The following is a 24,701-nucleotide window of genomic DNA, read 5'->3' on the forward strand; positions in this document are numbered from 1 at the left end:
TCAAGGTCAAGTTTTTTTGAAACAAAAGCTAATTGTTGTTAATTAGACAGGAGTTGCCAAATGGCTGATGAGTTTCTGACAAATTCCAAGTTTTATTTTGAAATTGATGGCATTACGGATCTGCTGGTTAAAAAAATCAGCGGGCCTCAAATTTCAATGGATGTGGCGGGGGGTGATGCTCCCATTGGATGCACAAAGGGTGGAGTCTCTCAAACCCAAGCTACGATTGGCGGTGTGAAGTACAATTCTGCTATTACGCTCACCTTTGTTGCCGGCAATGAAGCGGCTCAAAAAAAGCTGGAAGATTGGTATATTAAATGCCATTCTGAGGCGTTTTCTGGGGGAAAAATAGAGGCGAGAACAAGCCGCAAAACCGGGTCTTTGACTATCTATGACGGGGATGGAAAGGAAATGCGTTTTGACTTTATTGATTTGTTCCCAGGCACCCTCAAACAAATTGGCACACTCGGCGGCGATCAGTCGGGTCAAGTTGCGGAAGATACTTTAGAACTTAAGTTCACCAAAGTGGTGCGGAAACAGTAGAGCCTGAATTTTTTTATTTTTCCATTTCCGGGTATCTGTATAATGGCAGTTCTTTGCTTAGAACCCGGAAATGTTGATTTTTTTTGGCGTTTATTTGCTTGGAAGGTTGGTATAATGCCTGGAGCAGAATTTCCCGAAATCCTTACAAGGGCGAAGTTTTATTTGGAGTTACGGCTGGATGGCAGTAATGATGCGGTGGATGGGTTTTTTATGGAATGCACCGGCTTTAAATCTACTCAGGAAGTAATCGAAGTTTGCGAGGTGACTCCTCAAAAATGGGGCAAAAATGGCAAAAGTCGGGGTCGAATTGTTACTACAAAAATGCCTGGTAATATTAGTTATACGAATTTTACTTTGCGTCGAGGTTTGACGCTTTCTATGGTGATGTGGGACTGGTTACAGGCGGTGCGTGATGGCAATTGGGCTAAACAACGGCGTAATGGTTCTTTGGTGATTTATAATCAAGCTGCTGAAGAACAGTTTAGATTTGAGTTTAAGGGTGCTTGGCCTACTAGCTACACGATTTCTGATGTGAATGTGGGAGAAAGTCAAATAGAAATTGAAGAGATGGAAGTGACTGTGGAAGAGTTAAAACGAATTAAGCCTATATCTGTATGATTCAAACTGAATTTGAGTTTACTTTGCCGAAGGGGTATTTGGATGGGGATGGTAATGTTCATCGCAAGGGTGTGATGCGTTTGGCAAGAGCAATTGATGAAATTGTGCCGATGCGTGACCCGCGTGTGAAGTCTAATCCTGCTTATGCGACGGTGATTATTTTATCACGGGTGATTGTTCGTTTGGGAGTTTTAGAACAGGTGAATCCGTCGGTGATTGAAAATCTTTTTGCCTGTGATTTAAATTATTTGCAAAAGTTTTACCGGCAAATTAATGAACTGGAAACAGAAAGCAATTTGCCACAGACTGAAAGTGTTTCAAGGCCGGTGGATGGTTAAGCTGTAAAATTATTTGAATTTATGATGGAGCGCACCGAGTTTGAATTTACTTTGCCGAAGGGTTTGGTTGGTATGGGGGGCGATATTCACCGGCAGGGGATGATGCGTTTGACTACGGCTGAGGATGAAATATTTGTTCAAAAAGACCACCGTGTTCGAGAAAATTCTGCTTATGGGGCTTTGGTGCTTTTGTCTAGGGTAATTACAAATTTTGGCAGCGTATCGGTGGTTACTCCAGAGGTTTTGGAGCAGCTTTTTTTAATTGATTTGATTTATTTGCGGGATTTTTTTAATGGCCTTAATCGGCTTGGAAATCAGGAAAATTTGGGTGGATTTACGGGCTATGCTTTGGAGGATTTATATCAAGAAGTTGCTTTAATTGCTTTTTATTTTCACTGGTCTTTAGGGGATATTTTATGTTTGGAACACGCAGAGCGCCGGCGTTGGGTGGCTCACATTCGTAAGTTGGCGGCTGTTAAGTGATGCCGGTGTTGAGGAGCAAAGCCGGTAAGAGCAATCTTGATGGGTTAAAACAAATTGTTAAAAAGCAGAAGTGTTGAATGTTAAGAAAAAGGTGAAATAAATTGCCCAAAATATGGTAAACTTGGGGCGAATAATTAAAACAAATGATTGATGCAGAACGTCTGTACTCCGGGTAATGGATAGGGGATTTGCCGGGCTGAATTTTATATAAGAATTAGTTGAAAAAGACAAATATTTTGTCCCGCGAATTTAAAATAATTGTAAAGTCGAATTTGACGAAGAAACTGGAGCGCGTAAAAATTGGGTCATCTTCCGAAGCGACCTATTATAGGGTTGTGAATTTTTGGGATGTAGAAAATCGGGCCGGAATTTCGCTTAGTTACTAATTTACCTAGAGCTTGATGTTTTTTAATCCAAGCTAGTTTGGAGAGCGCAAATAAACGGACAGCCATCCGCACCCGACCATCGGGAGGCTATACCCCTAAATGGATGTTTTTAATATCTTTTCTATCAACTTCGATGACTAAATCACTTTCTCCTAAAAAATAAGTTTTGTAACGTTTTCCCCTTTAAAGAGCATAGCTATGACATAAGTGAAGAGAACAAATGCAAACAACATTTTATGGCTCAAACAATGATTTTACCCGGCACTTATGTTGAAGTGCGGGCCGAAGGTTTAATTGCGCCTAGTGGAGTCGCTACAGGGAATATTGGCATTGTTGGTACTGCCAATAAGGGTGCGGAGAATCAAGTTCAATTGTTGAGTAGTTTGGCAGAAGCTAAAGAAATCTTTGGCGAAAGCGATGAATGGCAAGGAGGAGATAAAGGCGAGCTAACTTTGGTTCGCGCTTTGGAATTAATTTATAAAAATGGAGGACAGACAGTTTATGCTGTGAGAGCTTCGGATGCAACTGTTAAAGCCTATGAAAATGCTTTAGCACTCTTAGAAAACAAAATTGTCAATATTGTTGTATTGGCGGGACAAGATGCGAATCAAGCGGGCATGGTGGGTGCGCTTACAGGACATTTGAAAACTACCGCAGGTATTAAGCGCGAAAGAATTGGGATTATTGGTAGCGGATTGAAAGCCGGCAAAGATGATTTGGCTCAAATTAGCGGTCACAATCTCAGCGATGATGAAGGCCGGTTAATTTTTACTGCACCGGGAATTTTGGTAACATCTGGAGGCAAACAAAATCAATTGCCTGGGGCTTATTTAGCGGCGGCTGTTGCGGGTTTAATTGCGTCTTTTAACGTCCAAGCTAGTCCCACAAATAAAACTTTGAGCATTGAAGGAATCACCACTGAATTTAACAATGCTCAACTGCAAGAACTGGTACAAAAAAAAGTCTTGACGGTAGAAGCTCGCAATGGATATCGCATAGTTAAAGGCGTTACCACAGCGGATAGCCCTTGGAATCAAATCACTACCCGTCGCATTGTTGATTATGCCATTTATGGAGTGCGATCTTCTTGCGATCCTTATATTGGTAAATTGAATAATGAGCGAGTACGAGGCGCAATGAAAGCTACCTTAGATGGCTTTTTAACTGGTATGGTAGAAAGCGAAGCTCTCGTCAGTTATCAGCTAGAAGTTACGGCAACTCGCCGACAAGAAATTTCTGGGGAAGTGGCTGTTAGAATGATTCTGCAACCGACGTTTAGTATTGATTTCATTCAAGTGACGATGTATTTGGGCTAAAAATCCATCCATCACCTAAACCGCCCGTTGAAGAAGTTTTTGCCCAGATTTTATTAAGGACAAAATCATGCCTAATGTGAATGTTTTTCGAGGCTCTGATGCTTCGCTGGTTTTAGCTGTAGATAATGCAGAATCTGAAGAAGGAAAATTAGCAGAAGCTTTGATCGGTGAATACGAATTTTCTAGCGTTGTGGGACGTTTACAAAATGTTCAGGTTAAAGTAGAAAACGAATTACGTCCCTATCACGAATTAGGAAAACGCTTCGCTACAGAATTACGTCCGGGTAATATTAATGTTTCCGGTTTTATTGAACGGGCACACATTAATGGCGCTTTGTTGAAGTTGTTATTAGGCGATGGTGCCACAAGTCCGCCGCCTACCGGCTCGATTCCTCAGCCTTCTTTTAATATTGTGATCTCGCTGAAAAATCCAGCTTTACCAGATAATAGCAGTACGCTAACTGTTTTTGGGGTGAAGTTTGAAACTTGGAGTTTTGCGTTACCTGAAGATGATTTTGTTATGGAAGGAGTGACGTTTAAAGCGTTACGCATTAGTTCTGAAGAAACGGGCTGATAATTTGTTAGCTTGTTCGAGTTGAAATTGTTTTATCCCCTTATCTGCAAATGGAATTTGTAACGCCGGAAGAACTGCTTGGTGGTTCAGAAATAATCTTTGATGTAGCGATTCCCACTGATGTATTGGGAGCGAATGCAAAACGGGAATTAGTCGTGCAATTACGTCCGCTGACTATTGGTACCTTTGGATTGATTATGAAAGCCGGTAAAAGCGATCCGGCGCTGATTCCTTTGCTGATGATTAAAGAATCGTTGGTGCATCCTAGTCTCTCGTTAGAACAAGTTAAAAGCATGAATCTAGGATTGGTTAATTTTTTAATCGCTCAGATTCGGCAAATTAGCGGACTAACAGAAAAAAAAATGAGTTCGAGTTAAGTGATTCGCCTCTGGTTTTGGCGAGTTATCGGTTGGCGCGTGCTTTTGGTTGGACTCCTCAAGAAGTGCGCTCAATGACTATGGCGCAGGTGTCGATGTATCTACAATTGTTAGACGAGGAAAGTGGTTAAGGCATCGCAAAGTAAGGAAGGAAAAGATGGCCGGTGAAAGTTTACTAGACCTTGGTATTCTTCTGAACAATGAGTTTCAAGCTTTATTGGGAAACTCTACAAACGGATGGTTAGCTGAGGATGTTTTCCGAAGTGAAGATTGGCAGGAAATTGCGCTTTTATGCCAAGAAGTTTATCAAGTTGAGCAAGCTATCAATGAGTTGGAAGCTTGGAAAAATTTGCTAACTACAGGGTTTATTCCGTCTGATTTGGCGAGTGCTAATAATAGCAATCAAGGTAAGGAAAGTGCATCAAATGAGCCGGCTAAAATTCATCCTTACTTAGAAACTTTGAAAAGATACCAGTCTTTTGTTAATTCTGCGATGCCAATTCCTCTCGGTAATGGCAAATCAAGTGAGCAAAAATTGCCTACTCATTCAAATTTACAAGCTTTAGAGAGAGCCGATTTTTTAGTGAATTCTGAGAGACGAATCTCTGATGCCGGTGAATCTAGTTATCAAGAATTGCCCACGAATTCTGATTTGCCATTTTTACCGAATGTTGACAAAAAACCTCAGACCCCAACTTCGCCACAACCTCTTTCTAACTCTCCCCGACAAGGAGAAAGGCACAGAATAAATACTTTTTCTCAAGGGGAAGAAACAGCGAAGTTATCATCTTCTTTGCGAGGGGAAGAGAGGGAAATAACTGTTTTTTCTGAAGGGGAAGAAACCGAGAATTTTACCTCTTCTCTAAGCCGGCAAGAAAGTAGGGAGAAAAGGTTAAATCAGTTTTCTGCTCAAACTGAAAATAACTCAGAAAATCCGGCAGAAGAATCTCAAGTTGCTGATGTTTTCTCAAAAGATGAGGACAAAGGAATTTTCTGGGAAGAAGCCGGCTTTTTTAAGGTAAATACGAGAGTCGATCCTCCTTTAATGCCGGTGAAAAAGTCGGTTAGAAAACCGATTTCTAAAGTTGAAGAAGCCGGCTTTTTAAAGGAAATAGCGGTGCAAAACCCGGTTTGGGAATCGATTCCTAAAGAGGAAGAAACCGGCTTTTTAGAGGAAATAGCGGTGCAAAACCCGGTTTGGGAATCGATTACTAAAGATGAAGAAACAGGCTTTTTAAAGGAAATAGCGCTGCAAAACCCGGTTTCTGAACTGAGCGAAATACATCCACAAATACATTCACAAAATTTGCCAAATGTCAACCGGCCAATTTTAAGCTGGCAGGAAAATAGGCAGCAAAAATTAAATCAGTTTTCTGCTCAAACTGAGAATAACCCAGACAAACCGGCAGAAGAATATCAAGTTACTGATGTTTTTTCAGAGGATGAATTTGTCGAGGAAACACAGCCACAAAATTCGTCGAATATCAACCGGCCTTTTTTGCCGGCTCTACAAACCTCGCCAAATCCTAGTTATTCAGCGCCTAATTCTCAGGGAATTAAAGGCTTAAGAGATTTGTCAGCATTTTTGGCATCGCAGCCGAATAGAGAACATATAATCGAATCAGAAGAGCTAAGCAATTATGATTCGGAAATCACTGTTTTTGCTGAAACTGATTTAGCAGATTCCAGGGAAAAATCTAAAAAGAAAGTTAATTATTTTTCGGAAGAAGTAAAAGATGCTATCTTTTTAGAAGAAACCGAAGAAATAGAGTTTGAAACCCAACCAGAAATAGTATATGAACGAAGAGATAAAAGCAATATAATAGAACCAGCGGCCATGACGAACTTTCAGACTCCAGAAATAGATAGGGAGATGATTGTAGAATTGTTTACTGAAGAAATTAACCGAGAATATCGCCGCTTTTATGGAGAGTAATTATGGCAATTAAACTAGGAAAAATAGAGCTACATCGAGTTCATAAAATTGTCACTTACGAACAAGCAGACTGGGTGGCACATCGAATTCCTGGTAAAGTGGGAAATCTTGTTCAAGATTTGGGACGGGATTCGGTGTTATTGGAAATTAGCGGCATTTTTTACGGACAAAAAGCCGGTGACGATTTAGAATTTTTGCGAAAAGTTCATAAACAAAGAAAAGCTGTTGACTTTGTAGCAGAAATAGTTGGGGAAGCGTATTTTAGCCAAGTTGTAATAGAAAAAATTGAAGTTTGGCAAGTGGCGCGATCTCCCAATGAATTTAGTTATAGGCTGATTGTTGCGGAGTATGTTGAGCCACCTAAATCTAGTCCACCGCCGCAAAATGCTAATGCAGCAAAAAGTTCTAAACCAAAAGCTGGTTCTAAACTAAAAGGTGGTTCTAAGTTAAAAGGTGGTTCTGCCGGTGGTTCTAGGTTAGGAGGTTCTAATTTAGCCGGTGGTTCTAATTTAGCCGGTGGTTCTAATTTAGCCGGTGGTTCTAATGCACGAGGAATTTCTAATTTAGTAGGAGCTTCTAATTTAATAGTAGGTTCTGATTTAGTAGGAGTTGCTGATTTAGGAGAAGTTGCTGATTTAGGAGGAGTTTCTGATTTAGCACCGCTTTCTAAGTTAGATGAAAAAATTAAACTTGATGCGGCTAGAATCATGGATATTGCTAGGTTGTCAGATGCTTTGCAGATGGGAAATGTCCCCGAAATTACTGACCCTATCGAACCTTTAAAAACTGCTTTAGAGCCGGTGAAAGAAGCCACTCAAGGTTTTGAAAAAGCAACGGCAGGATTGAAAGCACTTTTTAAAATTTAGTTGTGAAAATTGATCAAAGATTTGGCATTACCTATTAAACTTTGACGGAGGAATAAAACAAATGGCACTCTCCCTGTTAGAAAATTTAGACTCACTCAACCCTCAAGTTGCATTATCAGATTTCACAACTCAACTTAGTCAGCCTGAAACAATCTTCAGCAAAGTTAAACCACAACTTCCAAATTTTGCCGAATTCAAAGACAAGTTAAATTTGCCGAACTTAGATTTAAGCGATATTCAAAACAAAATTTTATCAGTTCCTTTATCTCCCAATGAATTGCGAACAGAATTAACTGTCAAATTCAATAGCCTGACAACGATGAATCTGGAAAGTTTGTCAGCAGCAATTCCCCTTCCTAGTGCTGAGACTTTTAAAAACGTGGATTTGATAGGTGAAGTTAAATCAACGATGGAGAGTTTGACTCAAGATTTGAGCTTTAACTTAGACATGGGTGATTTACCACCAGTTGTTAGCTCGATGTTTGGCGAGTTTAATGAAGTTTTAAATAGGGTAGAAATGTTGCCAACGCGAACATTTAACGCCTTATTAAAGATTTTTGAAAACTTACTGGAAAAACTATCTAATCCTGATGAATTACTCAGTCAATTGGGTTCGGCTAGTTTAAGCAGCATTTTTAACCAACAAATTATCGCCTTAACCGAAAAACTTCCCTCGCAAGCGATTAAAAGTCTGGAAACAAATATTAATCAGCGGCGTGAGTATTTAGCTGAATATCAAGCGATTCTCAACGAGTTAGCAGATCCAAGCAACCTTGACGAATCGACGATGAAAGAGTTGCGGCAAAAACTTCGGCAATTTTCTGTAAAAATAGAAAAAAACGAAGAGAAAATTCAAACAGCAATTACCAATTTAAACACTTTCACCATCGAAAGTTTCACTACAGCGATCAATCAACTTTCGCAAGTAGCAGCAACCGAGCAAAATACACTGCCATTACTGCCATTATTTGAGCAAATTCAAACTTATCTTGACACTATCAATGACAAAGTTGCAGATATTACAGCTAAACTGCGACAATTTACCCAACAAATTCCTCAACTCATTGATACTGCTATTAGTAAGGCTGAGGAATTGGCGACACAAGCAACAACAGCAATTACTCAAACAATTGATACAGGAAAGCAAGTTTTAAATCAAGTCAAAGATTTTTTGTCTGATGCCATTCGACAAATTAAAGAATTCATTGATCAAGTTTGCGCGGAAGCAATAAATTTGATTAAACCAGTCAAGCAGGTTTGCAATCAAGCCTCAACATTTCTTGTCCAGAATATTGATACAATTGCTGGACAAATTCAAACCACAACCGAACAACTCAGAAGCGCTATCGGCGAAGTTAACGGCAAAATTGAAACGCATTTAAACCGGGAAGCTTTAGAGTTTAAAATTAATCAATTACTCGATAAAGTCAGCCAAGTTTTAGACTCTCCGCAGGTTAATCAGGTTCTCCAAGAAGCAGAAGACGGGTTAAAAATAATGACGGATAGCTTGGAGAAAGTATCACTAAAACCGGCTTTTAAAGCGGTGTTAGATAAAACCAGCGATGTAGAAAAAAAATTGCGAAAAGTTGATGTCAGCAAATTTAGTGCCCCCGCAAGAGGCGCGCTGAAAGTGGGAACGCTGGTTATTAAACAAGTAGATATCAGGGGAATTGTGAATCCAGAATTGAAAGAAGCTTTTGCAGAAATTCTGGAACCAATAGAAAATGTAGTGGTTTTAATTGAAGGGGAAGCAAACAAAATCACAGACAAAATAGAGGCGTTTCAACCAGGAACCTTAATTGAACAATTTGTTCAGCCGTATTTGGATATAGCGGTAGAAAAAATCAATGAATACAAACCTTCAATTTTGCTGCAACCTGTGAAAGACTTCTATCATCAAATGCTGGAAAAAATGGATGCAATCAATCCCCAGCATTTAATTGATAAGTTAGAAGAACTTTATCAAAAATTGGTGAAAGTCATTGAATCTTTGTCTCCCACTATCATTACAGATTTCCTGAACAAGCAATTGCAAACGGTGACGCAAACCTTGGATAACATCCCCGTTGAAGCTTTGGTGCAAAAAGTAACTGAGGGATTAAATCAAGTAGATAAATTGATGGATACTGTGGGTTTGGCAGATGTGCTGCAAACTGATTTGTGGCTAACTTTAGAAAAGATTTTGAGCTTTAGTTTCACCGGCACCATCAAGAAAATTGAAGCACTGCGAGATCGCGTAATCCAAAAAATCAATCCCATTACCAAACAGCAGTTAAACACCACCCTCAAACAATTGGAAGAAGCGATTATTGATTATGTAGAAACTCAGAGACAAGCCAATATAGGTTTCGATTTGAGCAGTTTGCAAGCTGCGGAAAGCGAATATGCTCCTGTGATGGCAGAAACGCAAACACAATGGGAAGAAAAGAAAGCGCTTTTAGCTCAATATAATCCATCCCCAGAATTGCGGGTTTATTATCAAGATTTGGTTGAGCGCTTACAAAAAATTTATGACAAACTCAACGCCACCAAACCAAATCAAATTAATCAACAAGTCGAACAATTGCTCAGAGACAATCTGGATCGTCTCAAACCAAATAAACCCGAACGCAGAAAACTCAATGAAAATTTTAATAGCCAGCAAATTCTCGACAATTTCAAACATATCTTGCCGGAGGAATTAAATCGACAACTGATTACTCCTCTCACAAACCTGCTGACTTCTTTGGATAAGTTAATTTCCCAACCTCGTGCTGTGCTTGGTGACATCAAATTGACAATTCAAAAAGTTGATGAAGCGCCAAGAAAATTAGCGGAAGTTTTAAGAAATCTGGCAACGAATTTAGGTAATCAAATCCGCGATTCAATTAATGCTGTTAAAACTACCGTTAGCAGCTTAGTGGGAGAAGTGGTGACGGCATTGGAAGACACTTATAACAATGTTGTTAACACAGTAAAAACCCTTAGTCCGCACCGAATTTTAAACCGTTTTGAAGAAAGCGATTTTCTCAATTTTGATAATTTCTTGCAAAAATTGGCGCAATCTCAAGACGGTATTGCTGCTTACATTAAATCTCGAATGACTGAAAATACTCAGTCTTTGCTTAGTGTCAACGAGCCGGGCACAAAACTAGCAGTTATTCGAGATTTGAATAACTTGCTGTTAGATGAAAGCCTTTACACTTCAGACAGATTCCAGGGTGTAACATTATCATCGGAGGCACAAAAGTTAGCCAAAGGCAACTATCGAAATAATATCGTCCACTTCAACCGCGTGTTAGTCGAATCGATTTATAGCGGTGAACTGATAATGAATGTTGAGTCAATTTTTCCCTATCTGCAAAACAAATTAGCCGAGATTTATCCGCAAAAAATTGTTGATGAATTGGATAAACTGCATGAGAGAATTGTGCAATTAATTCAGGATATGTTAAAGGCGGTTGCCAGCGCTCTTGACGGACAATATCAAAAGAAAATTGTCAAGAAAAGTGAAGCATTGCGTCAGGCAATCAAAAACTTGTTTCAAGGTTTAAAGAACCGGCTCAAACAAATTCAAGCCGAATTAGATATTGGCTTAGAAGATGTGGCAGATGCTTTTGATCGGTTATTAAATGCGATTCCTGTTTAGGGGGTGATTTCGATGTTAAAGATTAATTACAAAGTCAAACTCGGCAACACTACCTACACGGCAAACGATAAAACGCTGTTACTAGAATTGCGCTCTCAAGCTTCTTTGGAGGTTCCAGTTAACACTTGCGAAATTGTTTTAGGTATCCCGAAAAATGTGCAGGTGGCTCCAAAAGATCCGGTTTCTATAGAACTGGGTTATGCAAAGGAAACAAAGCTCGTATTTACAGGAGAAGTTAGAAGTGTAGATTGGGAAATTGAGCGCGTTAATATTGAAGCGACGAGCGCTTTTAGTAAGTTAACTTTGTTGCGCGTAAACCGGCTTTACGAAAAATCTTATGCCGGGGATATTGTTAAAGATATCCTTAAACAATCAAAGGTGACTGTAGGCAAGGTTGAAAATGGCATCAGATTTTCTTTCTATGCAGTTGGTGATCACCAAAAGGCTTATGATGGCTTGCATAATTTAGCTCAACAATGCGGTTTTGATATTTATGCAAACGAGCGTGACAAAGCGATTTTTGCTAAATATAGTCCTGCTACTACTCATACTTTTACCTACGGTGAGGAGCTTCTCAAATACCGCTCGGAACAACCCCAAAAAGCCATCGAAAAAGTTGAAATTTATGGAGAAAGTCCTGCTAGTTTAGGTCAAGGAGAACAGGCTTATTCTTGGTTGACAAAAAAGGAAGTTAAAGGGGCGGCGGGGAGTGGTGCAAACGTTTTGCGATTGGCAGAACCTACGGCACGCAGTCAAGCTGTTGCTCAAACAATTGCCAAGGGAATGCTATCTCATTTAAAACAAAAGCAAGCAGGACAAATAACGGTTCTGGGTGCGGCTGCTGTTAAATTAGGCGATGAGATTCAAATCCAAAAAATGCCAATTAAAAAGCAAAATGGCAGTTTTAAAGTGACGGCAGTTAAGCATATTATCAATCGTCGTCAGGGATTTTTAACCGTAATTGATTGGGAGGCTAAATAATGGATTCAATTATTGGGGTAATGCAAAAAGTTGCCCAACAAGAAGCCCAAAAAATTTATACGACTGAATTGGGCATTGTTACGGCAATATTTCCTCATGCTTCTGATAGCGATAAGGACAATTACCAATGTTCGGTGAAGTTGAAGAATAAAAAACAACCGGATGGTAAGGATTTTGAACTGCGGAAAGTGCCGGTTGTTACGCCTCATATTGGATTGGCTAATATTCCCAATGTGGGGGATTTAGTATTGGTAACTTTTGTGGGAGGTGATATTAATGCTCCGATTATTATTGGCCGGTTGTATAATGGTGAAGACCAACCGCCGATCAATAAGGAAAAGGAATTTTTGCTGCAACATGGCAGGGAAAAAGGCGGGAGTTTAAAAATTAATCAAAAGGGAGAAATTACGATTACCAGTAAGGATGAAAAGCAGGTGATTACTGTTAATGATGAGAAAGTTGATGTGACGAATGAAAAATGCCATTTAACTTTGGAGGGGGGAGATGCGACGCTGAAAAATGAGAAATCTAAAGTTGTTCTTAGTGAGGACAATATTACTGTGGATAATGGCACTTGCCAATTAACTTTAGAAGGCGGAGATGCGACGCTTAAAAATGACAGATGTAAAATGGTTTTCAGTGGCGGCGATATTACTATTGATAACGGCACTTGTAAAATAAAAATTGAGGCCGGTGGTATTACAATTGATGCTGCAAGTAATAACGTGACTGTCAAAAGTATGGGCAGTATTAAAATAGGTGATGCTGCTACCGGCTCGATTCAAGTTGGCGGAAGAGTTGCAGCAAATGCGGTGGGTGATAATGATGATATTATCCTCAGTACGCACACTCATATGGGCAATTTAGGTGCGCCTTGTCCGATTTTAGTACCCACAGAAAAGATTAATTCTATTCAAGCTAAAGCTAGAAATACAAAGGTTGGATGATTGTGAATTTTTTTGAAAAAACGACATTTGGAAACACATTATGGTTAGAATAAAAGGGGCAAACAGCGATTATGTGTACACCGGCAATCCTCAACAGCCCATCGAGGAAAATAAAGAAGCTGATCCGTTATATCTAAAGATTTTTATCTGTCCGAATGATATGCCAAGTCGCATCGAAAAACCTCATGCAAATGGTTGGTGCGAGGGTACAGATCACCAATGTCCCGATGATAGTTCAGATAAAAAAGCCGGTCATGCGATGATTTGTTTGGATGAAAAAGAAGGCATTTCTTTAGTAACAAAAAATCAGATTATCGCCAAAGGCAACTTTACAGTAGAAATCGATGCTAAAAAATCCATTGAAGTTACAGACAAAGTTATCTCAGTTAGCGTAGGTGAGACGGTGATAAAAATTGCCGACGGCGAAATTCAGATATCCCAAAACGACAAACCAATTTCAATTTCTGGGAATTTAGCCATTAGTGGAAACATCAAAGTTACCGGCAAAATTGACCTCACTCAAGCTGATGTAACTTTTTCCCCAGCAACCCTTCAAAAAATCAAACAATCTTGAGACTAAACTATGCCAGAGGATCTAAAACTAACACTCTACAATACCCGGAATTCTAAAGCTGAAAATCGCCAATTAATCAGAATTGCCGATTGGCAAGATGTAGATTTAGAAGCCGAAAATCGTGATTTAATCACCGTTTCGGAAATGGATAATCTCATTCAAGCGATTTTAAATCGACTTTATACCCGCCAAGGAGAACTCGAAAATTTAGGACATCCCGATTATGGTTCGCGTTTATATCTATTAGCCGGTGAACCTAACAACCTAAGAACTCAAACATTAGCTAATATTTATATCCGCGAATGTTTGCAACAAGAACCACGAATCGAAGAGATCATTGAGATAACAGTACAACCGGCCTCTCGCTTAAAAGAACCTAACACTCTCAAAGCCAAAATCATTGTAAAAGCGATAGATTTTGATACGCCGGTGACTGTAGACCTCTCGATAGTTGCAAGTTAAATTAAAAACAAAAAAAGGGTTATTATGGTATTCGATAAGAAGAATTTTAACGAAATATTTGAGGCAATGAGGGAGCGCACCAGCCCCACCCTCACCGACTTTCAAACCGGCAGCGTAGTGCGTACCCTATACGAATCCTTTGCCTATGAAATCGCCGTTTTGTATGAAGAAATGCAGCAGGTTTACCTATCAGCGTATGTCGATACTGCTGAAGGAATCGATCTCGATAAAGTCGTTGCAATTTTAGGAATTAAACGCGGCGAACCAGATTATGCTACAGGAATAGTCACATTTGAGCGTGATTTAGGAATAGAAGAAAATATCATTATTCCCTTGGGAATTTTAGTCACAACAGAAGATACTGAAGAATCGCCAAAAAAATCTTATAGAACCATTGAACCGCAAATTTTTTACTCTACAGAAAACTTTGTAGATGTACGCGTACAAGCGATCCAAGCCGGAGAAACAGAAGTTACTCCCGCCCAAACTATCACCATTATGCCCCTACCAATACCAGGGATAAAAGCAGTTAACAATGTCGAAGCAATTGTCTTTACCGGCAAGCTGCGGGAGACAGACGAACAACTGCGGGAACGAGCGAAAAAAGCTTTAATTGCTGCTAGTAATGCCAATACTACATCAATCGAAAGCGCTCTTTTGAGCTTGCCCGGAGTCAGGGAAGTTAAAGTTAGAGAAAATTTTTACTACGCTCAAGGAAAAGTTACCCTATCCCTTAACGAATCCGTATCAGAAATAAAAATACCCAGAGGAACAGAATTAACAATTAACATTCAAAATACCACTAAAAAATTTGCCACCACAGAAACAACCACTTTTAGCGGTAACAGAGTCGAATTAAAAGTTCAAGCCTTAATAGGAGGAAAGGCAGGAGAATTAAACCAAAATTATACAACTCAGTGGCAACCATTACGAATTAATGATCTGAGTTTTAATGTCAGCAATCTTGAACCTATCGAATTGCGAGATTTTGGCATGATTGAAGTATTTGTAGATGGGATAGATTTTACAGATACTAATAAAGTGACACTAATTAAACAGGAAATTGAACGAGTAAGGGCAGCAGGAATTTATGCCATCTTAAAGCCGGCTACACCCATACAAGTAGATGGAATTTTCTACATAGAATTAGATGAGAGTTTGCACCTTTCTACCGTCGAAAGATATCAAATTGAGCAACAAGTAACACAGGCAATAAACGCCTTCCTAAAAACTCAGCAAATGGGAAAACCCCTATTAATTTCTCAACTCACCCGCAAAATTTTAGACACTCCAAATGTCAACGACTTATTAAACTTTACCATCACCACAACGCAGCAAACAAGCAACCAACCAGACATCACACATTATGACTCCTCTATCAGACGCTTAGAAGCCGATATTCTCGAAAAATTCGTTGCTCATTCCATTCTTGTTGCATCGGAAATTAAACCTTTAATCGTAGACGTGGAAGTGAAAGTACAAAATTTAAACGAAGCAATTTATCAAAGCTTTTTGCAAGCACTGCAAAGTTATTTCCAAATTCTTCAAGTGGGCGAAAATCTCACCCTGAGTGGAATTAAAGCTCAACTCTACAACCGAGACGTAGAAGTAGAAGTGCAAATTTTACCCAATTTATGGCATCCCACCATCAAGTTTGATGGCGAAACAGTGCCGGTGAGTTTTGTAGAAAAAGTACAACTCGGTAAAACTTTTATTTACTCACGCTTCTTGACAATTACCGGCGCAGTAAAATTAACCTTACCCATCACAATTACCCGTCAAGACAAAGACAAAGTAATAACACGAGTGCGACAAGCATTTAAAGATTACCTCGAACAACTAAAACCCGAGGAAAACATCAAAATTGAAAAATTTGTTGAGCAGGCGCGGAAAGTTTTATCGGTTCTTGATGTCGATTGGAAATTAGCTGATTTTCAAATATTAGATATAGAAAATGCTCGTGATCGCATTGATCTTGATAAAGAAGAAATTCGCGTCGAACCGTTTGAAAAACCCCAGATAGCCGATGATTTTGCCATCGATAGCGATATTAACCCCGTACCAGTCGCTATTACTAAATTACACCTGAGATTAAATAGCAGCGGCTTACCACCAGAAAATATCAATATCGAAGAATTAAAAACCGCCATGACAGAGGCTTTAAGAAGTCTGTTTACTCCCGCCTTTACCCAACAGTTACCGACTTTGGATGTGGGTGTAAATCTTGACTACAATCAATTACGAATCCACTTGCTATCATTAATTCGTGCTCGCGCTAACAATATTCCTTTAGCCACCCTGCAAACTCTCATTCCTGCCGGTGAAAATAGCCCCCGAATCATTGATTTTACCCGCATTTTTCTACGCGGCGCAGACTATATCCTCGATACCTTAGAATTAACAGCGCGAGAAACTATTTTCACCCAAGATATTCCCATTCGGATTGTCGAACGGGCACAACTGCAATCCCTCAATCTCAGCGGGGATAACTTACAAATTCTTGTGGAAATTACCGGAGGTTAATTATTATGGAAAAACTCGGTAAAACACTCAACATTGCCAGTCGTTTACCCCACTTTTACGACACAAAAAATGCCGGCAGTCTGCTTTATCAATTTATCGATGTTTTTGGCTACATCATTGAGCAAGCCGAAACAGATTTAATGGAAGTGATGCGTGCTCATCACGTCGATACTGCCAGCAATGAAGATTCTCAAGGCTTTATTGGCAAGCAAAAAGGCGATTTAGATAAAATTTTTACCCTCTATTTAGAAACATTGGGGGGTACTTCACAACTAATTCAAATTAGTGATCGCTTTACTGCCGGTTCCATTAAAAACGTCAATAGTTTTGTCTACCAACTGCAAACCAATACAGACGAAGTATCTCAATATTTACGCGAAAATTTTTCGCCAATAACCAAAGATTTTCTTGAGCGCTACCAAGCAACCGGCCCAAGTTTTCATCAAGATTCGTTTAAAAACTTGCCGAAATTAGCCATTTCCATTTTAGTCGCTGAAAATCCCCTCAGTAAGTATCTCAAAACTCAACTTGATGCCAAAAGCAAAGAGATTTTAAGTTACTATGATGGCAGTGAGCCGGTGCCCCAACCGCTGCAAGAAATTTTGCTCACCTTACTCAATAAACAACTCACTAATCCATATTTTTATACCAGAAACAAGGCATACTTTCACAGTTTACCCCTCCTAGAAATTATCAAGCAACTTCTCGCCGCGCCAACCACTTATGAATATCGTTTGCGACTACACCGGCTGCTTTTAGAAACAGCTTATCCACAATATATCCAGCCGAGCAATATTCCTTCAAAAGCCGAAGTTGAAAACATCTTAATTCAAGAACTCAACCGCTTTTTAGAAGCTTATAAACGGGAAGGGAAAACCGCAGAAAATCTTTGCAATCTCACCAAACAAAATCGGCTACTCTTAGAAATTACTTATCCCAACGAATTAGAAAAAAGTTATGCTCCTTATCGGGAAAGACTCAAAGGAATCATCAGCATTTTGCGGAGAGGTGCAGCCACTCGTCAAGGCATTCTTGATTTAGTTGCTGCCAACTTGGGAATATTAGGTGAATCTGACGCAGCACTGGCGGCTAAAAAACAAATTCGCATCGAAGAATTTGACCCAGAAATTATGTTTGTGCGTCCTCCTATCGGAGAATCAGAGTCAGAAGAAGTTATTGTTTTACGTTCTTCTAATAACTCATTTGATACCGGCGCCTATGATGTTTCATTTTTTGATGATAGGGAACCACATCTTGTAAATTCAGCCTGCGGCTATTTATTAAGGCTGTTTCAAGAATTTACAACCTTTAATCCTAATGCCGAACCCTCGGAAATAGAAATTAAAGTGGAAATTGCCCCCATTTTACCAGTTGAAAAGTTATACAATCCTCGGATTGTTCATGTTAATACCGGCGAAGTTATTAGTTATGAGGGCGCTGTCAAAGCCGGTGATGTATTATTATTTAGGAGGGATACTGTATTAGTTAATGGTCAACCTTATTACATCCAAAATCCTCCCCCTTTATTGCCTATAAATATCTCTAAATGGCGTTTTGAAGCCCAACTTGTGCCAGATTATCCCCTAGGCTTATTCAATCAAAAAAATTACAACCTCAGTACCCTGGGATTTGCACAAATTGCCGTCTATTTAGAGATGAGAATTTACAAACTTAATCCGGGGAGGTTTGAAGTAATAATTCCTTGGGATATTCCGGGGTACACCGATAAATTTGATGAAGCACTAGATCATCCGCGCAACCAAATTGCTAATATTATCAATCATGTCAAAGCAGCCGGAGTTTTAGCCATCATTAATTATGAAAAATTCCTCTGCTCTCATCACGATCTAGCTGTACAATTGACCATAGAACGCTCCCCATTTCTGGACGAACACATTAGCGAAGAAAAGTTTAATCTTTTAGGATTAAAAATTCCTTATTCTGATGATATTCGTCAAGAAATGCGTGATAGAATACTAACATCAGGATTTGATTACGCTACATTTGACTCTGGTAGTAGCTTTGCTTCTGGCCGCGCTTCCTACCCCGATGAAAATTACCATGAAATGAGCGATAAATTGGTAATTAGTGGTGTCTTCGATTATACCGAGTTTGATTCTGGCAACACTTTTGAGTAACTAACAAATCAGGAGATTAAAGATATGATAATAGCTGATGCAATGGACATGAAAGGCAGACTAACTATTCAACGATTCAATGGCGAAGGAAAACTGATCAATGAAGTTGAAGCCAATAATTTCATTGTTTATACAGGCCGAGATTTAGTTGCTAAAATGTTTTTAAATCAACAAATTGATCCCATTCGTTATTTAGCAGTTGGTACCGGCGCAAATTCAGTAAACCCCATCACCGATACCGGCTTACAACAAGAGGTATTTCGCAAAGAAATAAAACCCATTGATCTTTCCAGAGACTTAAGTGATTCTGATGAAATTGCAATTCAAGTAGACGGCGGAGTTATTAAGCAAAAAAATCGCAAAGTCAGAGTTGCTGTTGATTTAGACTTTGCCGAACCCAGCAATCAACCCATAGTCTTAACAGAAGCTGGCTTATTTAATGCCGCCGAAGGAGGAATTATGTACAATCGCGTTGTTTTTCCTACCATTAGCAAAACCTCAGATTTCAAGCTAACCCTAGTTTGGGAAATCATTTTTTAAATCCGTTAAATTGTCACACCAAAAATTAAGCCAAGGTCAAAATAATGGCTCTGAATAACAGCAAATTTGCTCCAGAATTTAGGAAACCAGGCGATCTAATCTTGTATGAAGATTGGAATGCAGCAATGCAGGAAATTGTTCGCCTAGAAAGTCATAAAGTCAACCGTCAAGGAGGTGATTTTTTACAAGGGCCCTTAACAATAGAAGCCGCTTTAGCAGTTGATACAACCAGCACTACAAGCCTTGAATTAGAAGTTAAAGGTGCTTTAAAATTAGCAGATGGAGTCGCTGTAAATCAGTTTTCTAATGATGGCAGTCTCAGTGAGAATAGTGATAGCATTGTTCCTACTCAAAAAGCAATCAGAACTTATGTTGATACCGCCCAAAAAGCTGTTGAAACTTATGTTGAGACGGTGGCTAAAGGTGTTGTTCTCAAAGGCATGATTCTGATGTGGTCGGGTAAAGGGGAGGAAATTCCTACAGGATGGGTTCTTTGTGATGGTAACAATGGAACTCCCAATTTGACAGATAAATTTATTGTCGGTGCTGGTAATGGTTATGCAGTAGGAGCAACTGGTGGTGCTGATTCTGTAACTCTCACCATTGCAGAAATGCCAACACACAGTCACGGAGTCAACGATCCTGGTCACAATCACTCAAGAGGTGCTATTTGGCCTGGATCGGGTACAGAACAAGAGCAAGCAGGAAAGCCAGAAAACCGAACAACTTTCAATATCGAAACAGGTAATTCTCAAACTGGCATATCCATTGAAAACACCGGCGGCAATCAACCCCACGAAAACAGACCTCCATATTATGCGCTTGCCTTCATTATGAAGCTCTAAATAATCCCATCCCATAACTTCAACAATTAACAATCTTTGGAGAATCGAACAATGACTAACGAGAACGGTAACTTCACACCAGAAATCAAAAAATCTGGAGATCTAATTCGCTCTGCTGACTGGAATGCAGCCATGCAGGAAATCGTCCGCCTAGAAAACGATAAACTCAGCAAAGCTAACCAGCAAGTCCTTGATAATATACAAGGGCCCTTAACCATTAAAGGCGCTTTGAAATTAGAAGAAGGAGTGGCAGTTAATCAGTTTTCTGATGATGAAAATTTGACTAGCAATAGTGACCAAATTCTCCCCACTCAAAAAGCAGTAAAAACTTACATAGACACAGCAATTCAAGGAAAAGAAACCGTAAACTTTCAAGCAAAAGATTTGCGAGTTTATGGCAATCTCATCGTTGAAGGAACCACCATTTCTAAAAATACCGAAACAATGGAGGGCAACGTCAATCTCGGTAACGAAGATGGAGATATTATTACCGTTTTTGGCCGCTTAAGAACCGCCCACTCCTCCGGTTATCTTCAGGTGCAAACACCTTTACGAATTACAGACAATTTAATAGTAGATGGAAAAGTAGGTATCGGCACAACAACACCAGAGGCAACATTAGAAGTTAACGGCAGCATCCGCGCCAAAAATATCCAGTCTACAAACCCGTTGCAACACCGGATGTATCCCAGTGAACCAATCGTTTATCAAGATATATTTGTGGCTGAAAGTAAAGGGGCAATTGCTAAACTGGGAAACCCAACATACGACAATACAAGCCACACTGAAAGAAATTTGTGGAATGGTCGCCCAATGATTTGCTACGGAAATAACCATGAAACCGACGGAAAGGGGGCGGTTGTAACCATTCCAGAAGGATACGATACCGTTTGGGTAAGAGTGCTGGGTGATCGTTGGAACGCAATCTCGGCTTACTTGCTAGACAAAGACAACACAAAAACAAGAGACCTCGGAATTTGGACTGGCGGATATAGATCGGCAAACTGTTACTGTCCTGATGGTTCTTTAAGTGATAGTTACTCCAATCTGCATCAATGGGTGCCAATCCCAATCGGAACAAATTTACCCCAACTTGCCGCTGGAGAAACAAGAAAATTAGCGCTGATTTCTAAGCCTCATACTAATTCGGGGTTTTGGCTTTCTGGATTAGCATTCAGCAAAAATCCTTGGCATCATGCCACTCAATCGGCAGTCGGATACCACTGGAAAAGTAATGGCGGCGATGAAGCAACCTGGAACTCAGATAATTGGAATAATGATGTTTTAGCAGTAATTAAGCCAAATACAAATCAGGAATTAAAGGTTCCAGTTGTCCCCTCTGGCCGTGATAAATTGCTCTATCTTGTGGAGCATAACTCGGACTGGAATGGTTGTATCCACAACGGCATTACTGTTAATGGAAAGCCCATTGAAAGGTTTATAGCCACTTACGATAACCCGTTTGCTCGTCATTGGAATAGCAAATCTTATCAGCGATATATCGCCGCTTGCATTCCCGCTGATTTGATTCCCGCCACCAATGGTTTTACCACCTATCTCAGCGTCAAAATCGATATGAGTAAGCAAAATGATGGCAATATTAATTTCCGCGAAATCGGTACTCACGATTTAGAAACTCCCTGGAATTATTAATCAAAGCATGGGGCTAACAGAGGCTATTATTGTCTCTGTTTTGCCTTTTCTCCTTTCCTAAAAATGCCATGAAACAACAACTACAACAACGCCTGCAAGAACTGAAAGCCGAATACGAAGCCGGTAAAAAAGTTGCCGCCGAATTAGAAGCAAAACAAGCCAATGTCCGAGATACCTTACTCCGCATCGCCGGTGCCATTCAAGTATTAGAAGAAGAACTAGCCAAAGCAGAAAACACTTATCCTCTCTATTCCCAAACACCGGCCATAGAAATTTCTCCTCAAGAAATCGAAAATTAATTTTCACCTTTTATGATTTACAACCTCCTCACCGCCATCACCAACCTCCTAAAAACAGAACTGAGCGCCTATCTGCCTCAGTCAGACAAACACTTTATCCTTGCACAGCTAACAACATCTCCCCCCAAACCCTACCCCAAAATTAGTATTTATACCGGCAAATTTCTCCTAGAACAAACCATTAAAGAAGGAAACTTGATCAAACCCTACCCCGAAGAAAACCGGCAGGAAATCATCGCAGTCAGGGAATTTACCCAAGATTTTTTTATAGGAATTTACGATGAAAATTTAAGCAATATTGAAAAAATTTCCTCTTTGCTCATAGGAGCCATTTTAACTGACAATGAAAATCTGATTCAGCAGTATAACGTTGCTACCATCACCAAGTACGAAAGCCAGCAAACCACCACAAATCACTTAATTAACAAAATCAACATCTTAGAAGGCAATTATAAAACCTCCGAAGATAGTCTAAGTTTTGAAATAAAATTGCAAGTAAAAGGCAGGTTAAATCTATTAAGAAATATTGCCGGCACTGTTCAGCCAATTAAAACAATTACAATTACTCAAAAGTAATCTACCCTTTTAGATAATGAGGTATGCTAAAAAGCCGATTTTACGCCTAGTTGTCGGCTTTTTCTGTACCCCATTGATTTGAGAAACGCTAAATGTAAGAAACATATCCTTTACTTCCAGAAGAGTATAAATCGTCGGTATTAATACTCATAAAAAAAGCTATACAACCGGTTTATTACTCTTTAAAACTACCCTTTCTTTCAGTTTAAACCCCAAAGCATCTAATTATTACTTTCTCACACTTGGTTTACTTCGAGTAACGCCTTGTTTTACCCTAGAATATCTTGTAGCCTCAGAACATTATCAAGTGTCACTACACACTAGGTTTTAAAGGACGATTTCGCTTTTTAGTTGGCATTATCTTTTAACCCCGATAGCCGCAGACTTAAGCAAAGCTTATCACATCCTAATTAATTGTAGCATTATTTTTTGTATTTTTTATTACTACATCTCTCCATAATAAGCGACGACCTACAACACCACCATTTGAGCAGTGGACGTTATAGGGAACTTGCTGGATATAAAAGAAAAGCTGGCTCCTAAGTGATTTCAGAAAATTTTAAAATCTCGATTCTTTAGATTATGGATCTGACGATATGGATTTGCAGCCACCATTCCTATCACTTTCTTAATTCCATAAATAGTAAGGTTTTCCATCTTAAAATAGTGGCTAATTTTACGTTGTAATTGCCCTAACTTCATCTGGAATTATGGTGAATTTTTCTTGTACCATCGGGCGCTTTTTGCACTGAGTCCAATTATACTAATTTATCTTGGCCAGTGGCTAGACCGCGCATAGACACTTGAAAAAGGCTTTTCGCTGATAGCAATTCCATTAATTGGAAAACAGCATTCACAACAGACGCTTCATCAGAAGCCTTTACTTGCAATGCTAAACAATCTTCTTTTTGTTCAGCTTCTCTTGCTGGAACCTCCGAAGCTTTTGCCACACTACCTATCTCTTCCTGTGGCTCTAATTTCTCTTGAACCAACTTAGACCTTTCTAATAAAAACTCGGCTTCAAGTAAAGCTGGTTAAAACGAACCGCAAGCCCACTTTCTTTTGGTGGAAAATCGAGCTACATCAATTAAGTAAAGCAGATGCGGAAGATGAAATACCACCGGCATCACCGCCCTCATTGATCACACCGGCCCCACAATCTCAGGAGCTACTCAAAGAGATCGCGCGCACAAGAAAGCGGCTAGTGGCCCTAAACGAAGAGATTGACAAGTGTGTGGAGTGGAACACGAAAGAATTGCTTATCCAAAAGAGGCTACACGCACAATTACGCTTAGATAAAGCAATGTGCTGCCTAGTTTTGTATTAGATTTAAGAACTATTTGGGATGTTTAATGAGGCTGATGTAGAAGGGGATAGATAGAGTTTTTTTGAGTTTGATTAAATTTTCGTGAAGTGGGGCCACCGGCCCATAACTTCAGCTATAATACCTCTCAAGTTTGAAAGTGTTTTATACCTTTAGGTAGAGGTAATTCTGCCATGAATATTAAAATTTGGCATGGTTTTTTGGTTGGGGTTTTGTTGTTAACTGTGGCCGGTTGTAAGGAAGAAACGCCACCGCCTCTTAAAATGAATTTTGTCTGTGAGGCTGGTAAAAACAAGACACCCACCACCTATGCACTCACACCTATTGGAAAAAAACCTGTTATTCGTTGGGTATCAAAATATTTTGAAGGTAGCGGATCTACGCCGCAAAGACGTTGCGAAAAAGTGACGCAACAAATGCAAAATGCTCAAAATAATGGTGTTTTAAACTTTATCACCGTTGGCAGAGAAAATAATCAGGATGTTATTTGCTTTTCTGATACGAAAGGAGGGAAATGCGATTTAACTTTGCTTACTCTTAAGCCTAATGATAGTGCCGGTAAAGCAGTTGATGATCTTTTAAATGTCGGTGCGGCGGGGCCCATTGAGCAAAGCAGTGGCCGGCCTTATATTGATTTCGAGCAATGGGTTAAATCTATTCCATCAGAAAAATAAGCAAAGTAAATGTATAGATAACCACAGGGAGGGAACTACAATCACCCCCCCTAGTGGCACCGGCATCTTGCCTGCGATTGAGATTACCCGCACCGGCATC

The 24,701-nt window shown here is 39.6% G+C and carries 23 protein-coding genes; 22 read left to right on the forward strand and 1 reads right to left on the reverse strand.

All coding sequences use genetic code 11. The annotated features are described in order from the left end of the window. Window positions 1-60 precede the first annotated feature (60 nt). From NG798_RS00375 to NG798_RS00475, 21 genes are all read left to right on the forward strand, one after another. Complete coding sequence (locus NG798_RS00375; RefSeq protein ID WP_261219793.1) at window positions 61-543, forward strand: phage tail protein; 483 nt, start codon at window positions 61-63, stop codon at window positions 541-543. 114 nt (window positions 544-657) lie between these two features. After that, a complete protein-coding gene (locus NG798_RS00380; protein ID WP_261219794.1) occupies window positions 658-1,161 on the forward strand; it encodes a phage tail protein in 504 nt (167 codons plus the stop codon). Then, on the forward strand, window positions 1,158-1,499 hold the full coding sequence (locus NG798_RS00385; RefSeq protein WP_261219795.1) for a hypothetical protein: 342 nt from the start codon (window positions 1,158-1,160) through the stop codon (window positions 1,497-1,499). The genes NG798_RS00380 and NG798_RS00385 overlap by 4 nt, the downstream gene beginning before the upstream one ends. A 21-nt stretch (window positions 1,500-1,520) precedes the next feature. Further along, the gene (locus tag NG798_RS00390; protein WP_261219796.1) at window positions 1,521-1,982 is read left to right on the forward strand and encodes a DUF6760 family protein; all 462 of its coding nucleotides are present in this window, start codon (window positions 1,521-1,523) and stop codon (window positions 1,980-1,982) included. Between the two features lie 622 nt (window positions 1,983-2,604). Further along, a complete protein-coding gene (locus NG798_RS00395) occupies window positions 2,605-3,684 on the forward strand; it encodes a phage tail sheath C-terminal domain-containing protein (RefSeq protein WP_261219797.1) in 1,080 nt (359 codons plus the stop codon). Between the two features lie 67 nt (window positions 3,685-3,751). Continuing rightward, window positions 3,752-4,258, forward strand: a complete 507-nt coding sequence (locus tag NG798_RS00400; RefSeq protein ID WP_261219798.1) for a hypothetical protein — start codon at window positions 3,752-3,754, stop codon at window positions 4,256-4,258. 50 nt (window positions 4,259-4,308) lie between these two features. Further along, entirely contained in the window at window positions 4,309-4,635 is a 327-nt protein-coding gene (locus NG798_RS00405; protein ID WP_261219799.1) for a hypothetical protein, read from the forward strand. A gap of 49 nt (window positions 4,636-4,684) precedes the next feature. After that, a complete protein-coding gene (locus NG798_RS00410) occupies window positions 4,685-6,571 on the forward strand; it encodes a hypothetical protein (RefSeq protein WP_261219800.1) in 1,887 nt (628 codons plus the stop codon). Window positions 6,572-6,573: 2 nt separating this feature from the next. Further along, window positions 6,574-7,437 carry a DNA circularization N-terminal domain-containing protein gene (locus NG798_RS00415; protein WP_261219801.1) on the forward strand — a complete coding sequence of 288 codons (864 nt, stop codon included), beginning with the start codon at window positions 6,574-6,576 and terminating at the stop codon, window positions 7,435-7,437. Between the two features lie 61 nt (window positions 7,438-7,498). Then, entirely contained in the window at window positions 7,499-11,065 is a 3,567-nt protein-coding gene (locus tag NG798_RS00420) for a hypothetical protein (protein ID WP_261219802.1), read from the forward strand. Between the two features lie 12 nt (window positions 11,066-11,077). Beyond that, window positions 11,078-12,046 carry a hypothetical protein gene (locus NG798_RS00425; protein ID WP_261219803.1) on the forward strand — a complete coding sequence of 323 codons (969 nt, stop codon included), beginning with the start codon at window positions 11,078-11,080 and terminating at the stop codon, window positions 12,044-12,046. After that, a complete protein-coding gene (locus NG798_RS00430) occupies window positions 12,046-12,993 on the forward strand; it encodes a phage baseplate assembly protein V (RefSeq protein WP_261219804.1) in 948 nt (315 codons plus the stop codon). Before NG798_RS00425 ends, NG798_RS00430 begins: the two co-directional genes overlap by 1 nt. Before the next feature lie 40 nt (window positions 12,994-13,033). Continuing rightward, the gene (locus tag NG798_RS00435) at window positions 13,034-13,567 is read left to right on the forward strand and encodes a hypothetical protein (RefSeq protein ID WP_261219805.1); all 534 of its coding nucleotides are present in this window, start codon (window positions 13,034-13,036) and stop codon (window positions 13,565-13,567) included. A gap of 9 nt (window positions 13,568-13,576) precedes the next feature. Beyond that, a complete protein-coding gene (locus NG798_RS00440) occupies window positions 13,577-14,029 on the forward strand; it encodes a GPW/gp25 family protein (RefSeq protein WP_261219806.1) in 453 nt (150 codons plus the stop codon). A 24-nt stretch (window positions 14,030-14,053) separates the two neighbouring features. Continuing rightward, window positions 14,054-16,552 carry a baseplate J/gp47 family protein gene (locus tag NG798_RS00445; RefSeq protein WP_261219807.1) on the forward strand — a complete coding sequence of 833 codons (2,499 nt, stop codon included), beginning with the start codon at window positions 14,054-14,056 and terminating at the stop codon, window positions 16,550-16,552. A 5-nt stretch (window positions 16,553-16,557) separates the two neighbouring features. After that, entirely contained in the window at window positions 16,558-18,690 is a 2,133-nt protein-coding gene (locus NG798_RS00450; RefSeq protein WP_261219808.1) for a hypothetical protein, read from the forward strand. A gap of 24 nt (window positions 18,691-18,714) precedes the next feature. Continuing rightward, window positions 18,715-19,230 carry a hypothetical protein gene (locus NG798_RS00455; RefSeq protein ID WP_261219809.1) on the forward strand — a complete coding sequence of 172 codons (516 nt, stop codon included), beginning with the start codon at window positions 18,715-18,717 and terminating at the stop codon, window positions 19,228-19,230. Window positions 19,231-19,274: 44 nt separating this feature from the next. Beyond that, entirely contained in the window at window positions 19,275-20,075 is an 801-nt protein-coding gene (locus tag NG798_RS00460; RefSeq protein ID WP_261219810.1) for a hypothetical protein, read from the forward strand. Between the two features lie 51 nt (window positions 20,076-20,126). Next, window positions 20,127-21,728, forward strand: a complete 1,602-nt coding sequence (locus NG798_RS00465; protein ID WP_261219811.1) for a hypothetical protein — start codon at window positions 20,127-20,129, stop codon at window positions 21,726-21,728. A gap of 68 nt (window positions 21,729-21,796) precedes the next feature. Next, window positions 21,797-22,027 (forward strand): hypothetical protein, encoded by a 231-nt coding sequence (locus NG798_RS00470; protein ID WP_261219812.1) that lies wholly within the window; start codon window positions 21,797-21,799, stop codon window positions 22,025-22,027. A gap of 12 nt (window positions 22,028-22,039) precedes the next feature. Further along, window positions 22,040-22,603: a hypothetical protein gene (locus tag NG798_RS00475; RefSeq protein ID WP_261219813.1), complete on the forward strand. Its 564-nt coding sequence runs from the start codon at window positions 22,040-22,042 to the stop codon at window positions 22,601-22,603. Window positions 22,604-23,361: 758 nt separating this feature from the next. Here the strand turns inward: NG798_RS00475 and NG798_RS00480 are convergent. Then, complete coding sequence (locus tag NG798_RS00480; RefSeq protein ID WP_261219814.1) at window positions 23,362-23,595, reverse strand: hypothetical protein; 234 nt, start codon at window positions 23,593-23,595, stop codon at window positions 23,362-23,364. Window positions 23,596-24,100: 505 nt separating this feature from the next. Between NG798_RS00480 and NG798_RS00485 the strand changes: the two genes are divergently transcribed. Continuing rightward, on the forward strand, window positions 24,101-24,601 hold the full coding sequence (locus NG798_RS00485; RefSeq protein ID WP_261219815.1) for a COP23 domain-containing protein: 501 nt from the start codon (window positions 24,101-24,103) through the stop codon (window positions 24,599-24,601). Window positions 24,602-24,701 lie beyond the last annotated feature (100 nt).

It is taken from the genome of Ancylothrix sp. D3o (assembly GCF_025370775.1).
GTDB lineage: Bacteria > Cyanobacteriota > Cyanobacteriia > Cyanobacteriales > Oscillatoriaceae > Ancylothrix.